10 protein-coding genes and 2 pseudogenes are annotated in these 15,757 nt (G+C 68.9%); 7 read left to right on the forward strand and 5 right to left on the reverse strand.

Translation table 11 applies throughout. The features are described 5' to 3' along the window. Positions 1-6 precede the first annotated feature (6 nt). Together ACIBGM_RS04475 and ACIBGM_RS04480 are read right to left on the reverse strand one after the other, a co-directional pair. Positions 7-1,581 (reverse strand): helix-turn-helix domain-containing protein, encoded by a 1,575-nt coding sequence (locus ACIBGM_RS04475; RefSeq protein ID WP_396384477.1) that lies wholly within the window; start codon positions 1,579-1,581, stop codon positions 7-9. A 77-nt stretch (positions 1,582-1,658) separates the two neighbouring features. Further along, on the reverse strand, positions 1,659-2,357 hold the full coding sequence (locus tag ACIBGM_RS04480; RefSeq protein WP_360536167.1) for a GntR family transcriptional regulator: 699 nt from the start codon (positions 2,355-2,357) through the stop codon (positions 1,659-1,661). A 120-nt stretch (positions 2,358-2,477) separates the two neighbouring features. Between ACIBGM_RS04480 and ACIBGM_RS04485 the strand changes: the two genes are divergently transcribed. The 4 genes from ACIBGM_RS04485 to hrpB all read left to right on the forward strand — a co-directional run bounded on the left by ACIBGM_RS04485 (position 2,478) and on the right by hrpB (position 9,012). Further along, positions 2,478-3,899, forward strand: a complete 1,422-nt coding sequence (locus ACIBGM_RS04485; protein WP_396384478.1) for an NAD(P)/FAD-dependent oxidoreductase — start codon at positions 2,478-2,480, stop codon at positions 3,897-3,899. Positions 3,900-3,910: 11 nt separating this feature from the next. Next, positions 3,911-4,810, forward strand: coding sequence for a 4-hydroxy-tetrahydrodipicolinate synthase (gene dapA / locus ACIBGM_RS04490; RefSeq protein ID WP_360536171.1), 900 nt, complete (start codon positions 3,911-3,913; stop codon positions 4,808-4,810). A gap of 29 nt (positions 4,811-4,839) precedes the next feature. Beyond that, positions 4,840-6,348 carry an aminobutyraldehyde dehydrogenase gene (locus ACIBGM_RS04495; RefSeq protein ID WP_396384479.1) on the forward strand — a complete coding sequence of 503 codons (1,509 nt, stop codon included), beginning with the start codon at positions 4,840-4,842 and terminating at the stop codon, positions 6,346-6,348. 114 nt (positions 6,349-6,462) lie between these two features. Then, entirely contained in the window at positions 6,463-9,012 is a 2,550-nt protein-coding gene (gene hrpB / locus ACIBGM_RS04500; RefSeq protein ID WP_396384480.1) for an ATP-dependent helicase HrpB, read from the forward strand. 487 nt (positions 9,013-9,499) lie between these two features. Here the strand turns inward: hrpB and ACIBGM_RS04505 are convergent, their stop codons facing one another. Further along, the gene (locus ACIBGM_RS04505; protein WP_360536175.1) at positions 9,500-9,715 is read right to left on the reverse strand and encodes a hypothetical protein; all 216 of its coding nucleotides are present in this window, start codon (positions 9,713-9,715) and stop codon (positions 9,500-9,502) included. Positions 9,716-9,803: 88 nt separating this feature from the next. On the opposite strand from ACIBGM_RS04505, the pseudogene ACIBGM_RS04510 reads away from it, so the two are divergent. Next, positions 9,804-10,028 (forward strand): annotated as a pseudogene (locus ACIBGM_RS04510) (RNase H family protein); the annotation flags it as partial. A 129-nt stretch (positions 10,029-10,157) separates the two neighbouring features. Here ACIBGM_RS04510 and ACIBGM_RS04515 read toward each other — a convergent pair. Further along, the gene (locus ACIBGM_RS04515; RefSeq protein ID WP_360536217.1) at positions 10,158-11,132 is read right to left on the reverse strand and encodes an alpha/beta fold hydrolase; all 975 of its coding nucleotides are present in this window, start codon (positions 11,130-11,132) and stop codon (positions 10,158-10,160) included. Between the two features lie 259 nt (positions 11,133-11,391). Here ACIBGM_RS04515 and ACIBGM_RS04520 point away from each other — a divergent pair, with 259 nt between their 5' ends. Continuing rightward, positions 11,392-12,372 carry an LLM class flavin-dependent oxidoreductase gene (locus tag ACIBGM_RS04520; RefSeq protein ID WP_360536177.1) on the forward strand — a complete coding sequence of 327 codons (981 nt, stop codon included), beginning with the start codon at positions 11,392-11,394 and terminating at the stop codon, positions 12,370-12,372. Between the two features lie 170 nt (positions 12,373-12,542). Here the strand turns inward: ACIBGM_RS04520 and ACIBGM_RS04525 are convergent. Next, positions 12,543-13,217: pseudogene (locus ACIBGM_RS04525) on the reverse strand (hypothetical protein); the annotation flags it as partial. A 568-nt stretch (positions 13,218-13,785) separates the two neighbouring features. On the opposite strand from ACIBGM_RS04525, the gene ACIBGM_RS04530 reads away from it, so the two are divergent. After that, a complete protein-coding gene (locus ACIBGM_RS04530) occupies positions 13,786-15,249 on the forward strand; it encodes an MGH1-like glycoside hydrolase domain-containing protein (protein ID WP_396384481.1) in 1,464 nt (487 codons plus the stop codon). The last annotated feature ends 508 nt before the right edge of the window (positions 15,250-15,757 follow it).

Genomic DNA, 15,757 nt, shown 5'->3' on the forward strand with positions numbered 1-15,757 from the left:
GATCGATCACCGGATGGCCGACAGATGGGTGAGCATGAAGTGGGCGCAGTTGTCGATCTTGCTGCGCCAGGCCGCGACGGCGGCGTCCGGATCGCGATGGCGGATCTCGTCCAGGATCCGCCGGTCGTCGGCGAGGATCTCGCCGGTGGGGTAGCGGTAGCTCAACCCGAAGATGGTGATGAAGATGCGCAGCTGGAGGGTCAGGCGGATGAACATCCACCCCACCCGCGGCATGGCCGCCGCCTGTGCCAGCTCGTCCTGCAGGTCCAGGTCGATGGCGCCGGCCTCGAGGACGAGCTCGAGCTGGTCGCATCGGACCAGACCGGCGTAGTGGTCGTCGACACCCGGCGGCAGCGGATGGTCCACGGACGCGAGACGACGCGCGATCGCCGTGCCGAGCAGGCCGCGTGCCGTGTAGGTCTCGACCACGTCCCGGGGCGTGGGAACCGGGAGTCGGTACCGGCCACTGCGCTTGTCGATCAGCGCTTCCTCGGCCAATTGCGCAAGGGCATTCGAGGCGCGTCCGGACGAGACGGCCGACAGTTCGGCGATGCGCCGTACCGAGATGACCTCGCCGGCACGCAGTTCGCCTGTGCTGACTGCGGCGCAGATGCCGCGGACCACATGCGTCAGATCCCCGGCCGGGGGCTCGGTCTGGGCGGTGCCGGCGAGAGACGAGGCCTCGGGTGCGCGCGACCACGTGAACTGGCGGGCGCCCTCGCTGCGTGCGACACGAACGAGGCGCTGGATTTCCCGGAGCTCGTCGAGTTGCGTCGGATCGACTGCGTCAGCGACGCGATGCAGCAGGCCGAGCCAGTGCTCGCCGGTGAATGAGTACGCCGTGAAGTCGGGGTTGCCTGCCAGCCACAGGTGCGCTGACGCGGTGAGTTCCACGTCGACGAACAGTGTGATGGGCCGCACTGACGGGAGCCGTTCGGCTGCCCGCCGAAGTATGGCGATCGCGCGCTCACCGGCGCCCGCCCGCGCCGGTCCGTGACCGGCGATCCGCCCGGACAGAAGGGTGGCGCACAGGACGGTCTCCATGGCATCCAGCCGGACTCCCGGTGGGCGGCTGGGCGACGGCTCGCTCAGCGGATGAAACCCGAGGACGCAACCGGCCCGGTGGACGTCGAGATAGACGAGCGTCGACGGCGGCAGCACCTCGACTGGCGCCGGGTCGAGGCGAGAAAAGTAGCGGCGCCGGATCCGGCTCACGGTGGCTTGGCTGGTGCCTGTGGCTTCGGCAACGGCGCGAGTCGTCCATCGCTTGGCTCCTGCCGGCGGCGTGTCGAGTGCGCAGCCGAGGACGTCGAGGATCACGTCGTCCGCGGCCGGTGGGCGACCGCTGCGAGTGGCGTCGTCGAGGCCGTCGATGCCGCCGTCGCGATAGCGCTGCCACCATTTCGCAGCCGTCGCCCGGCTGACCGACGATCGGCGGGCAGCTTCGGCCAGGCCGAAATCGGCGCAGTCGACGACGAGTCCAGCCCGGATCGCCAGACCTTGCGGCGTCGTTCGCGACCGGGCAGTGCGCAGCAGGGCCGTGCGTTCGTCGGGAGCGAGTTGAGAGACGGGCGCGACCACGATGCGACGATACTTTCTTTTGACTCAGCCGGGGAGCAGTCGGCGACAGCTCGCATCCAGTGATGCGACCACAGTGATTAGACGACGCCGGCCTTGTCTTCCTCGTCCTGGGCAGCCAGGAGGGCTTTGATGCGCAGGGTCGCGTTGTCGAGGGAGGCGTCCGACACCGACCTCGCGGTCTCGGCGTCCTGCTTGCGCGCGGCGGCCACGAGGCGCTTCTGGTAGCGCCACAGCGAGTCCTCACCTTCGGCGTACAGCGTGCCCTGCGCGCCGACGATCTTGTAGGCGCGGCAGTGTTGCCAGAGGGTCCGGATCATGTTGACCAGCACGGGATTGCCGGACGCGGTGTAGAGGATCTCCAGCAGCGCCTCGTCGTGGTCGAGGATGTCGACCACGCGCCGTTCGGTGATCGCGGTGACCATCAGGTCGTACTCGGCCTGCATCCTGGCGCAGTCTTCGGCACTGATCTGCTCGGCGCCCAACCGCGCGGCTTCGCCCTCGAGCAGTCGGCGTACGCCGTACACGTGCACGAGCTCCTGGAGTGTCAGGCCCTTCACCACCGCACCCTTGTGGGGCTCGCGCTGCGCCAGGCCCGCCTCTTCGAGACGGCGGATCGCCTCGCGGACGGGCATCACGCTGGTGCCGACCTGCGCGGCGATGTCCCGGACCCGCAGGCGGGACCCAGCGGGGAGTTCGCCGGTGATGATCGCCTCGTGGAGAACGGCGTACACCTGGTCCGTCAGAAGGGTCGGCTCGAGCCGCTTCGAAAGGGTCACAGCCCAACGATAGACACCTCGGAGCCGCGGCGTCTCCGACTCTTGCGTGATCTGTGATCACAAACTACGGTGAGGTCCTAGCCGAGTCAGGCACGGGGAATCGCGTAGAAGGGCACCTCCATGAGAGATGTCGTGATCGTTGGAGGCGGAATCGCCGGTTTGGCCGCCGGGTGGCGCCTCCGGCACTGGGACACGGTGCTGCTCGAGGCCGGCCACCGCGTCGGTGGGCGGATCCGGTCCGAGCGCCGCGGCCAGTACTGGCTGAACTGGGGCGGACATGTGTACGCCGGCGGCAACTCGTCGACCGCCTGGTTGCTGGGAGACACCGGGATCGACTCGGTCGCGGTGCCCGGTTCGCTCACTGGTCTGGCCATGAACGGCAAGCTCCTGCTCAGCGGCCGCGTGGAGGGTTACCCGTTGCGGATCCCGATGTCGTGGCCCTCCCGGCTGTCGCTGTTGAGGGCCGGAGCCAAGGTCAGGCTCGCGGTCGCGAAGTACGCCAGGATCGTCGAGCTCCGCACCGGGGAGGACGAGGCCGCACGGCAGCAGCGGGTCTACGACTTCATGAACGACCGCAGCTTCGCCGACTTCATCGGGGAACTCTCGCCGGACGCCGAGGCGCTGTTCAAGCCCACGGTCACCCGCTCCGCCGCGGACCTGCACGAGATCTCCGCCGGCGCCGGCGTCGGGTACTTCAGCCTGGTCTGGAACATCGGCGCCGGGCTGTCCCGCAGCATCCTCGGCGGGCCGTCGACGCTGACCGAAGGGATCGCCGCGGCGCTCGCGGACCGCGTTCAGCTCGGCGCGGCCGTCGAGGAAGTGATCCAGAAGCGGCACTCCGTGCTCGTCCGCTACCGGCAGCACGGAGTCGAGCACGAGGTCGAGGCTCGCTGCGTCGTGCTCGCCACTCCGGCCACGGTGAGCCATCGCGTCGGGGTCGACCTGGATCGCGATGTCCGGGACGCGCTGTCGAAGGTCGTCTATGGGCCCTACGTGAGCGCGGCCTTCCTCACCGACGAGACCGAGCGCCGGGTCTGGGACGACGCCTACGCCATTGCGACCCCGAAGCGCTCGTTCAACGTGGCGCTCAACATGTCCAACATCGCCCGCGGTTATGAGGCCGAGCGGCGCCCCGGGAGCAGCATCATGACGTTCTCCCCGGCCGGCCTCGCGCGCGACCTTCTCGAGCTCGATGACGACGAGATCCGTAAGACCTACCTCGACGACCTGGATCAGGTGCTCCCCAACTTCGCCGACAACGTCGTCGAGGCCGAGGTGCAGCGGTGGCCGACCGGTGCGCCGTACTGCTTCCCGGGGCGAGGCAAGCTGCAGCCGGTGCTGACCCGCACGGGCGGCCGGGTATTCCTGGCCGGCGACTACCTGGGGACGCTCTACACCGAGACGGCCATTCACACAGGTCTCGCGGCAGCTCAGGACGCCCAGAGCCTGCTCGCCACGGACAGGCAGGGCACGCGCCATCCGTCGCCCGTCGGCCCATCCGTAAGCCACGTGTCGACGACGTCGACCGCAGTACGACGCTAGGAGACAACGACATGACCGCACAGCTGAGCGGAGTCCTCTCGGCTCTCGTCACTCCGTTCACCTCGACCGGACAGATCGACGAGGACAACCTGCGCCGACTGGTCGACCGCAACATCCAGGCCGGGGTCCACGGCGTCGTCGCCTGTGGATCGACCGGCGAGTTCGCCGCGATGAGCGCGGCGGAGCGCCGCTTCGTGGTGGAAACCGTGATCGATCAGACAGCCGGCCGGGTCCCGGTCGTCGCCCAGACCGGAGCGGTCAGCACTGCTGAAGCCGTGGAACTGTCGCGGCACGCGGAGAAGGCCGGGGCCTCCGTCTTGATGGTGGTCACCCCGTACTACGAGCCGCTGACCCTCGACGAGACGCTGCGGTACCTGCGGACCGTCGCCGGCGCCGTCGACATCCCGATCATGCTGTACAACCTGCCCGTTGCCACCGGCATCAACCTGGACCCGGCGACCGTCGGCCGGCTGGCGCGGGAGGTCGACAACATCCAGTACATCAAGGACACCAGTGCCGATCTGGCGCAGGCAGGGCAGCTGATCCACAACCACGGAGACGTCGTCTCGACCTTCGTCGGATGGGACAGCCTGTTGCTGGCGGCCTTGAGCGAGGGTGCCGCGGGCGTCATGGCCGGAACCGCCAACGTGATGGCCGCCGAGCTGGTCTCCGTCCACCGCGCGCTGGCCGAGGGCGATCTCAACCGGGCCCGGTCCGAGTGGGCGCAGATCTACCCCTTGATGGACGCGATCATGAACGCGCCGTTCATTCCCGCCGTCAAGACAGCCCTCAACGCCCTCGGCTTCCCGGCGGGCAGCCCGCGCCCGCCGTTGCTCGACCTCGACCCCTCGACCGCGGCAACGATCACCTCGCTCACCGCGGCCCTCCGGCAGCCGGCCGCGGCCGTCTAGACCTCGACCACGGATGGATGCGATTCCCCATGACAATCAGCACTGACCGCGCCGCGACGGTACGACGTGCGCAGCAAGCCGGGACCTTGATCGAATCGAGCGACCTACCGCCGACCCAGCACTACATCGACGGCTCGTTCCGGATCAGCCTGGCCGGCGAGACGATCGCGGTGGTCGATCCGTCCACCGAGGAGGTCATCGCCGACACCCCGGACGGCAGCGCCGAGGACGTGGACCAGGCGGTGGCGGCCGCCGTCACTGCCCAGGTGGAATGGGCGCGACTTGTGCCCAAAGCCCGGTCCGAGGTCCTGCACCGGATCGCGGACCGACTGGCCGACAACGCTGATCTGCTGGTGCGGCTGGAGTCGGCCAACACGGGCAAGCCACTTGCGGTGTCGCAGGAGGACGTCGACGGCACCATCGACACCTTCCGCTTCATGGCCGGTGCGCTCCGCGCCACCACGACCATGGCGGCGGGGGACTACGCCGAGAACCATCTGTCGGTCATTCTGCGCGAGCCGCTCGGAGTGATCGGCGTGATCACGCCGTGGAACTACCCGCTGCTGATGGCCGCCTGGAAGATCGCACCGATCCTGGCAGCCGGGAACACCGTGGTCATCAAACCGTCCGAGCAGACCCCGCTGACGACACTGAAGTTCGCCGAACTGGTGGCCGACCTTCTGCCACCCGGTGTGCTGAATGTCGTCACCGGTCGCGGGCCCGTGGCCGGCGCTCGCCTGGCTGCCCACCCCGACATCGCCATGATCGCCCTCACCGGGTCGGTCCGGAGCGGCCAGGCAGTCGCTCGCAGCGCCGCCGACACCCTCAAGCGGGTGCACCTCGAACTCGGCGGGAAGGCGCCCGTCGTCATCTTCGAGGACGCCGACCTCAAGGCGGCGGCGGCCTCGCTGCGCGTGGCCGGCTACTGGAACTCCGGCCAAGAGTGTGGCGCGGCCTGCCGCGTGCTGGTGCACGCGTCGGTTGCGGACGAGTTCGTCAAGAACCTGGTCGCCGAAGTGGAGGGCCTGGTCGTCGGCGAGCCGGCGGCCGGTGACGACGTCGAAGTCGGGCCGCTGGTGTCCGACGCGCACTTCAACCGGGTCATGGGCTATCTCGACCGGGCCGCCGAGCGGGGGATCCGGGTCGCTATCGGAGGGACCGCGATCGACGGTTCCGGGTACTTCGTGGCGCCGACCGTGCTGGTCGACGTACCCGAGGGTGACGAGTGCACCCGGGAGGAGATCTTCGGTCCCGTCGTGACCGTCGAAAGGTTCTCCGACGAGGACGAGGCAGTCCGCCGCGCGAACGACGTACCGCTGGGATTGTCAGCCTCCGTCTGGACCGAGAACGCCCGCCGCAGCCATGACGTCGCAGCACGACTCGATGCCGGCACGGTCTGGGTCAACTCGCACCTCGTGCTGGCCAACGAGGTGCCGTGGGGCGGATTCAAGGGCTCCGGCTACGGCCGCGACCTGTCCATCTACGCCCTCGACGACTTCTCCCGCACCAAACACGTCATGCACAACCACAGCCGCTAGGACCTCACTTCCGCGTCCCGATCCGGTCGGACATCCTCGCAACAACGTCGTACGCGTCGGTCATCCAAGCGATCCATTGGATGAGGCGTGGTGGCGGTCGGCTAGCGTCGGGGCGTGTTGCTGCCTGAATTGTCGGTGCTGGGGGCGGATCTGCCTGTACGGGCGGTTCTTCCTGCCACGGTCGATGCGGTGCGTTCGCGCGGTACTGCGGTGTTGGTTGCGCCGCCTGGATCGGGGAAGACCTCGCTGTTGCCGCTTGCGCTGGGCGACGCGCTCGGGGGCACGATCATCGTCGCCGAGCCGCGAAGGATGGCAACCCGCGCGGCTGCGGCGCGGCTGGCGATGCTGGTCGGCGAACCGCTCGGGCAGCGGATCGGCTACGCGATGCGCGGTGAACGCAGCGGTGGCCAAGGACTCCGTGTCGAGGTAGTGACGACAGGGCTCCTCGTACGGCGTCTGCAGCAGAACCCCGAGTTGCCGGGTGTCGCAGCGATTGTGATCGACGAGTGCCACGAGCGGCACCTCGATGCCGATCTGCTGCTCGCATTCTGCATCGACATTCGGGCGAATCTTCGGGAAGACCTGGCGATCGTTGCGACCTCGGCCACGGCGGACACGGTCAGGCTGAGTCGCGCGTTGGGCACGGACGCACCGGCGCCCGTGATCACCGCGTCTGCGGCGCTGTTCGACGTGGCGATCGAGTGGGCCCCACCGCCGGTCCCCGTGCCGCTGCTTCTCGGTGGGCGGGTCGATCCGCGCCTGCTGGATCACGTCGCGGCCGTCGTCCGGCGTGCGCTGACCGAGAACGACGGCGACATCCTCGTGTTCGTCCCGGGGGAAGCCGAGATCAACGGTGTGACTCGCCGGTTGGCCGGTCACAATGTCCTGCCGTTGTTCGGTCGCCAGTCAAGGGCTGAACAGGACCGCGCGTTGAGGCCGGCCGCCGCTCGTCGGATCGTGGTCACGACGTCGGTCGCGGAGAGTTCGCTGACTGTGCCCGGGGTGAGGGTCGTGGTCGACTCGGGTCTTGCCCGGGAGCCGCGGACCGATCAATCTCGTGGCCTCGGTGCGTTGGTCACTTGCCGGGTTTCGAGATCGTCGGCCGACCAGCGAGCGGGTCGCGCCGGGCGGGAGGCGCCCGGCCGGGTCTATCGGTGCTGGTCTGCCACCGACCACTCGCATCTCGACGATCACGCGGCGCCGGAGATCGCGATCGCCGATCTGGCGGCCTTCGCCCTCGACCTCGCGGCGTGGGGTGCGCCTGCTGGTGACGGTCTGACCTTGCTCGAGGCGCCGCCGGTGGTGGCGATGACCGCCGCCACCGAATTGCTGCGCCGCCTCGATGCCCTTGACGACGGCGGCCGGATCACCGAGCGGGGACGGCGGATGGCGGCGATCGGGGCGCATCCTCGGTTGGCTCGCGCGTTGCTGGACGGGACGCCGCGGGTCGGCGCCGACCGGGCACGCGAGGTCGTCGCGATGCTCTCGGACGACTCCGGCCGCGATTTCGGCGATGATCTACCGGCCCGCTGGCGAGCCCTCCGCCGTGGCGAGGACCGCGGCGCCACGGCCCGCTGGCGAGAAGAAACAAAGCGTCTCGGCCGAGGCATGACCGGCGACCCGTTGGGTGGAGACGGAGTGCGGCCGGCGGTCGATGGGCGGGCTGGTCGGGGGACGCGCGCAGTCCCGGATGATCTTGCGGTGGGCGTTGTGGTGGGGCTGGCGTATCCGGATCGGATTGCGCGGGTCCGGGGGATCGACTCGGCGACGTACCAGATGTCTGGTGGTACAGGTGCTGCGCTGGATCCGCAATCGCCGTTGCGGACCACGACCTGGCTAGCGATCGCGGTCGCTGACCGGGCACCCGGTCGCGCCGACGCCAGGATCCGTTCCGCGGCGCCGATCGATGAGCAGACCGCGCGAGATATCGCAGGCGACCTCGTGTCGACCACCGACGAGATCCGCTGGGACTACGGCCGGATCGTGACGCGGCGCGTCGAAGCACTCGGCGCGATCGTGCTCAACGATGTCCCGCTGGCAAAGCCCGACCCGCTGCTCGTCCAAGCGGCCGTCCGCGACGGTATCCGGCACAGCGGTCTGTCCGTACTGCGCTGGTCGGAGGCCGCACTCGCCTTGCGGGAGCGGCTCGCGTTCTGCCACGCCCACCTCGGAGCGCCGTGGCCCGCGGTCGACGACGACGCACTGCTGGCAGGTCTCGACGAATGGCTGGGCACCGAGCTTGCCTCGGTGCGAGGCGCGCGCGACCTTGCCCACATCGACGTGGCTTCGGCGCTCCGGCGACTCTTGCCATGGCCCGCAGCAACCCGGTTCAGCGAACTCGCACCGGAACGGCTCCAGGTCCCATCGGGCTCCGAGGTGCGACTCGCGTACGACGGTGTCGAGCCGCCGGTCCTCGCTGTGAAGCTGCAGGAGGTGTTCGGCTGGACTGCCACTCCGGCCGTCGCGGACGGTCGGGTCCCAGTCGTTCTGCACCTACTGTCGCCCGCCCGGCGCCCGGTCGCGATCACGAGCGACCTCGCCTCTTTCTGGAAGCAGGGCTATCCCCAGGTCCGAGCCGACCTGCGAGCCCGCTACCCCCGCCATCCGTGGCCGGAAGATCCACTCACTGCCATCCCGACCAAGCGAGTAAAGCCACGCCGGTGAACCGAGCTGCCCTGGGCAGTGTTCATGTACTGTCTGCGCCGTTACGGGACTCGACAATTGTGGACCAAGGCATCAACGTCGACGAAGTTCCGAAGGGGTACCGCCTCCGGAGCGTGGGTGGTAGCGGGTCGGGATTGGTCCAGTTTCGCCTCAGATCCCAGCGCAAACCGGGCGCGGGCTGATCGCCTCGCCGGTGCCGGCCAGCTGGCCGAAGTCGTTGACGAGCAACGGTTTCCGCTCGTCGCCCAGGCCGGTCCTGACTTGGTCGAAGCCCAGACCGAAGCCGGGTTCTCAGGGAAGAAGTGCTGTGGGACACAAGACGAGCGCGCGCCGGGGTGACCAGAGCCGTCTGGACGCCCTACGGGCGGCGAAGTACTCACTACCGCCGAAGCCGACAGATTGACTGCGAGGGCGACGACCCACTGCGGGGAGGGCCTGCGCTGTCGGCGGCGTTGCTGCAGGTACATCTGGCTTCGAGGCTCCCTCGCTAAGGCTGCAGCGCGTGGGTTTGGAGCCCGGGTCCCACACCGGCAGCCTGTACCGCCACGGCCAGCCCCGTGGACGCGTTGGCCGCCAACGACGTCGCGCGTCGATTGCCGATTGCCAGACGTGATCGGTGCTCGCTTCCCTCGGCCATGCGAGACATGCCGCGATCCATCGGCAGGCCGGCGATCACCGTGCCGGACGTCAGGCCGTTGCCCATGCCGAAGACGCCCTGGTCAGGCTGGGCCTGGGCGGCGTCGACGACCGAGTACGCCTCCGGTCATGAGGCTGTCTCGACGAACCAGCGGATGGAGATCCGCGCTGCGCTCGAAGCCATCCGGGCGAACGACGGTCCGCTGCTGGTCGTGTCCGACTCGACGTACGTCGTCAACTGCTTCCGCGACCGGTGGTACGAAGGGTGGCTCGACCGCGGCTGGCTCACTTCGGCAAAGAAGGCGGTCGCCAACAGAGACCTGTGGGAGCCGCTCGCGGCGCTGGTGACCGAGCGCGGCGATGTCGCCTTCCACTGGGTGAAGGGCCACTCCGGCAACCGGATGAACGACTTCGTAGACCAATTGGCCGTCGCCGCCTGCGACCCCGCCACTGATCTCTGGTCGGCCAATCGATCCCAGTCGGCTCCCGCGCGCAACGGCTCGAGTCGATCAGGAATTCGTGGCCACCCACCAGGCGGCGATCTGGGCTCGCGAGCGGACTCCGAGCCGGATGCGGATGCGTTCGATGTGTCCTTCGGCGGACCGTTCGTCGATGCCGAGTTGTTCGCCGATCTCGCGGTTGGTGAGCCCTTGCGTGACCAGGGCTGCGACCTGTCCCTGGCGGGCGGTTAGGTGCGGAGCAGTTGCGCCGCGCAGCGCGGGGAGGCCGAGGAAGTCTCGGATCACGGTGAGGAGGGCGTCGGCGTCGCCGATGTAGGGCAGATGCGAGCGTCCAGGCAGGATGCGAAGCGTCGCCGCTGGGATCCCGGCAGCGATCAGCCGGGCCTGGTCGAGCGGGGCGGCGCGGTCGTGTTCTCGGTGCACGACGAGCGTGGGGGCACGCACGTTCGCCAGGCTGCCGGTAACGTCGATGCGGTAGCAAAGTGTCAACAGGTCCGCGGCGGTTGCGGCCGAGGACGCTTGCCGTTGGTAGGCGGCGAGCGCCGACCGGGTGCCGGTCGACGCCTCCGGCGCGAAGATGTCGGTCAGCACATCGGCGCCTAGTCCCCAGTGGCTGCGCACCAGGCCGACGACGTGCTCGCGTACCGGCACGGGACCGATGTCCACGCCGCGCGCCCACCCGCCGTACAGCACGAGGCGGTCGACCTCGGTGGGGTGTCGCGCTGCCCACTCGATCGCGATCGGTACGCCGAGTGAGCTGCCCATCACCTCGTACCTGTCCACGCCGGACGCGGCGACGACTGCGTCAAGGCTGTCCAGCTCCGATTCGAGGGAAGCGCCCGCGGGCGCGGCGCGATCGGACAGCCCGCACCCGGGCCGGTCGTAGCGGAGCACGGTCCGTCCCCGGGCGAGTCCCTCGAACAGGTAGCGCTCGGCCGGCAGCGCCCAGCTGAGCTCGAGGTGGCTGAGCCAACCGCCGATGAACAGCAGTGGAGGCCCGGCTCCGGCGGCCGCATACGCCACTGTCGTTCCATTCGGCAGGCAGGTCGAATCCAGCCGTTGTTCCAATTGGCTCCTCCCTTCGCCAGATGTCCTGCATACAGCCTCTTGCAAGTCACTTCCTGACACCAGCACGAGGCCGGCTGCGGTGGGTCGAGATTGGGGTAGTTCCACGCCTGACGCACCTCCGCCGAACCGATGAGGATGGTGGGGTGCCGTGCCACGCACGGTCGACAACCGCGGCCCCGCATCCGGGCGGGGCCGACACGAAGGGGGACCAAAGATGACGGGTACGGTGGGCGTCGCGTTCACTCCGTTCGAGGACCGGTTCGAGGTGATTGAACGGGCGGCGGTGCTGGCCGAGGAACGGGGGCTTGAGTCGGTCGGGGTCGCCGAGGCGATGACGCTGGACGCGCCGATCGTGCTCGCCCGGCTTGCCGAGCGCACCGAGCGGATCGGTTTGGTGACTGGCGTGCTGTCGGTGTGGGGTCGCACCCCGGCCACGCTCGCACTCACCGCCGCCGAGCTGCAGCGCTCTTCCGGGGGCCGGTTCGTCCTCGGCCTGGGCGCCAGCACCGCGCCGATCACCGAGGGCTTCCATGGGCAGCCGTGGCAGGCGCCGCTGCGGAAGCTGCGCGACAGCCTTGTAGCGGTCCGTACGCTGCTCGGCGGTGGGCGGCTCCCAGCGCTGCAAGACGGTGTCCGGCCGCTGCGGCTGGGCTGCCCGCCGGCGGTACCGGTGCCGATCGCGCTGGCCGCGATCACCACACCTAGCATCCGATTGGCCGGCGCCCTGGCAGAGCAGTGGCTGCCGTTCCTGCTTCCACCCGCGGCCCTTGATGCTGGTCGCGAACTCATGGCCGAGGCCGCGGCCAGTTCGGGTCGCACCGACGCCGCCACTGTCACCGCCTCCGTCCCGCTCGCCCTCGCCCCGGATCGCGATGGTGCGGCGCGCATCGCCGCGCGCTGGCTGGTCACCTACGCCACCCGGATGGGGCCGCTGTACCCGAAGATGCTGCGCGAGCACGGTTACCAGCACGAGCTCGACGCCCTCCTGGACTCCAACCCCGACCCGCGCGACGCCTACCTACCGGCCGCGGCCGAGCGGCTGGCACACGACGTGCTGTTCTTTGGTACCTACGACGAGGCACCCGAGCTCACGCGGGCCTGGCTCAAACACTCCGACGATCTTGCCCTCGTCGCCCCCTTCGGCCTCCCCGGCGAGCAAATCTCCGACACAGTCGAGGCAATCAGCCGCCCGTAAGAGACCCTGGATGTGTGCCGAGGGTAACGACTACTGTGCTGAGCTGGGGCTTTGCGCTGGTTCGCATTGAAGCGATAACCCGCCATCACGCTGTCACCGGCCGCGACACCCGGCTTGGTCAGGTGAGGTCGCCGCGCTGCGCGGACTCCCGGCATCAGCTCGGCGACGAACGCCCGATCGCCGCGCCACAGGGCGAAGTCGTGCACCATCGCGACCCACCACAGCGTGAACGGTGGGATAGGCGACGCCTGGCGGGATGGCATCCGGGACGCGACCAGCCCGGTGGCTTCCTGGCTGCGAGCGAAAGCGCGCAGAGCCTGCCGGGCGAGAGCGTCGTCGCCAGTGGTGGCGTACGCGACCAGGCACTGCAGGCGGGTGTCGCCAGCGCATTGACGCTGCTCGTAGTAGGGGCAGTCCATGGTCGTCTTGTGGCTGCACGCCTGCAGCGTCCGGAACGGTTCGGCCGCTGTGGTGAGGAGAACCTCGACGTAGCGGCCGGACTGCCACCACAGTGTGCTGTGCTGCTCTTCACCGCCGCCAGCGATGAAGAGGTCGCCGATGCCATCTTCCTCGAGCCCCGGGCGGCCGAACAGCTTGCCTGCGACAACGTCGCGATGTCCCTTACCTGCTTCGGGGTCCGTCTCGTACAGCGACTCCTGCCAATGCACCCGTACTTCGGCATCGCGTCCCCCTTCGAGGTCGAGGACGGGGTACGCGCAGACGTACTGGTCGAGGTCGATCAACACCCGTCGGCAGGTCCCAGCCGGCAGCACCAACGCAGTACCGCCGAGCAACCTCTGCCACTTGCCGGCCTCACCGTCCAGGTGGTCCGCCGGATGCACCACGCGGTGACGCGTCGGCTCGCCTGCCGGATGGTCCGCGACGTGGCGGACCCGCGCACCCGCTGCCCATCGCTGCCCGGGGGCAGGCAAGCGAGCCGGTACGAGCAACCGCAGCCCTTCGCTCGGACGAGCACTGTCGCGCCCACGCCCGAGATCGCCGGCCGCGGCGGCCGGCCAGTCGAGGCGGTCCGCGCCGGTCTGCCAACCCCAGGAGATCGTACGGCCGTCATAGACGTGCCTGGCCCCACAGCCACACCCATCGCCTTTTCACGCGGGCGGCAAGCCAGTGCCCGCCGGCCGGCAACCGCAGGCGGTAGCTCTCGAAGGACCGTGGCCGACCTCTCCCCGCGACGGGCCGCGGCCGACGAGATCGCCGTCGAGCCACAGCTCGTACCTCTCGTCGGTCCTTTCCGGTGTCGGCCATAGGCAACATCCGCTGCGAGGGCTGGAACGACTTGCGGCGCGAAAGGCATTGGACGCCGGCTGGGATCCGGTCGATGTCGAGGTCCATCCCTTGGGGACAGTGTGTACAAGTTGGTGCCTTGGTCGGCGGGTCTGATGGAATGAGCTGATGACCACGACAGACTCGCGGCCGGCGCTGCGGTTCGAGGATCCGGAGAGCCAGGCGCTGTACGGGGCGACATACGAGGCGGCGCTCGAGAACCTGCTGGGAACCAACACCGTTCCGTTCGGCGAGATTCACGCCAGGAGCGGGCTGATGAATCCAGCGGTCGGCATGGTCCGCGCTGGTGGTGGTTACGAGCAGCCCTGGACCCGGGACGCGACGATCAACAGCTGGAACGCCACCAGTCTGCTGGCGCCGGCCTTGGCCGCGAACACGCTGTGGGCGGTGGTCGAGAAGGATGCCGGAGGCAAGCTCAGGCTGCAGCAGGACAGCCAGCAGTGGGATCAGGTGGTGTGGACCGTCGGCGCTTGGCACCACTATCTGGTGACCGGCGACCGGGACTTCCTGCAGAGTGCGTTCGACGTCGTCACAAACACCCTCGCCCTCCGCGAGCAAGCCGCGGTCTTCGGCCCCGATGCGCACTACGGCCTGTTCACCGGCCCGTCGTTCTTCAACGACGGCGTGTCCGGATTCCCGGCGCCGACGGCGTACGGGGGCGAGTCGCGGGGGAGCGAGAGTACGTCGTACCCGGATGTCGTTTCGGCCATGTACCTCAGCACCAACGCGCTGTACTACGCGGCCTACACCTGCGCGACCTCGATGGCAGACACACTCGGCCGGCCGGCCGACGGCCACCGCGCCAAGGCGGCGGCGATCAAGCAGGCCATCAACCAACACTTCTGGAATCCACGGACCGGAAGCTACGACTACGAGCTCACGGCCGACGGGACTCCGGGCGCGTACCAGGAAGGTACGGGGCTGGCGTTCACCCTGATCTTCGGAATCGCCGACGCCGCGCAAGCCAGTTCCCTGATCTCGAATGCGCAGCGGATGACGTGGGGGATGCCCGACACGTATCCGCACTGGGACAGGTACTCCAACGCCGAGCCTGGACGGCACAACGCGATCGTCTGGCCGCTGGTGCAAGGACTCTGGGCGAAGGGCCTGGCCAAGCACGGCGATGTAGAGGGGTTCGCGACGGAGACCGGGCTGCTCGCGAAACTGGTCCGGAACAGCGGCGGGTTCTGGGAGATCTACGACGGGAACACCGGGGCCGTCGAAGGCGGCTACCAGGGTGCGACGGGCGTCCTGAAACGTGGCTGGGACTCGCAGCCCGACCAGACCTGGTCGGCGACAGCATTTATCGACATGATGCACACCGGGCTGTTCGGGATGACGTTCGACGACCGCGGCCTCACCTTGGCGCCGTCGCTCCCGCCTGGCTGGGGCGATGTCACGCTGAGCGGCTTGCGGTATCGCGACGCCGGCCTGACGGTGACACTTCGCGGTGAGGGCAACGTCATCCGCTCGTTCGAGCTTGACGGCAGACCGGGCACGGAATTCGTCGTACCGGCCTCCCTGAACGGAGACCACACAATCGCGATCATGCTGGACCCGTCACGCAGCTAGCGCGCCCCGACCTCAGCCGATCGTCCTACGTCCCCGCACAAGGCCGCTCAGTGTCCGCGCTGGCCACAGCCGGCGCCGCGGTCGGCGGCTCCCTGATCTGCGTAGCTGGGCTGAGCGGATGATCGCGCGGATGTGCCGAGGCTTCGTGCCCACCGAGAAGGCGAAGTACTACCCCGACGACGACTATCTCCTCGAGCGCGCCTCGACAGTCAAAACACTTCGAGGTCGCCCCGCCTGCTCCCTGACACCTAGGCGAGCGAGGGCGGACGCGAGCAGGTGCGGATCGCCGTCGATGGCAGTGGCCAGTTGGCCAGGGAGCGTTTCCCTCGGTGCCGTAGACCTCGATGTGCGGCAGGTGCCCGTCCCACGTCGAAGCTGAACTGCGCGGTCGCACACTCCGGGCCTCTCAATCGTGTCAACGGCAGCCGAAAACTGACCAGCTTGCGGCAACTGAATGTTGACCATCTTCTGGTTCATGGTTCGTCGGTCGGGGCGGTGGGGACGCGGC

This window comes from Kribbella sp. NPDC050470 (assembly GCF_044458365.1).
Lineage (GTDB): Bacteria > Actinomycetota > Actinomycetes > Propionibacteriales > Kribbellaceae > Kribbella.

Excerpts from the sequence above, each read along its gene's own strand:
- ACIBGM_RS04485 (WP_396384478.1), top strand. The coding sequence starts at position 2,478 with ATGAGAGATGTCGTGATCGTTGGAGGCGGAATCGCCGGTTTGGCCGCC.
- dapA (WP_360536171.1), top strand. The coding sequence starts at position 3,911 with ATGACCGCACAGCTGAGCGGAGTCCTCTCGGCTCTCGTCACTCCGTTC.
- ACIBGM_RS04495 (WP_396384479.1), top strand. The coding sequence starts at position 4,840 with ATGACAATCAGCACTGACCGCGCCGCGACGGTACGACGTGCGCAGCAA.
- ACIBGM_RS04505 (WP_360536175.1), bottom strand. The coding sequence starts at position 9,715 with ATGGGCAACGGCCTGACGTCCGGCACGGTGATCGCCGGCCTGCCGATG.
- ACIBGM_RS04520 (WP_360536177.1), top strand. The coding sequence starts at position 11,392 with ATGACGGGTACGGTGGGCGTCGCGTTCACTCCGTTCGAGGACCGGTTC.
- ACIBGM_RS04530 (WP_396384481.1), top strand. The coding sequence starts at position 13,786 with ATGACCACGACAGACTCGCGGCCGGCGCTGCGGTTCGAGGATCCGGAG.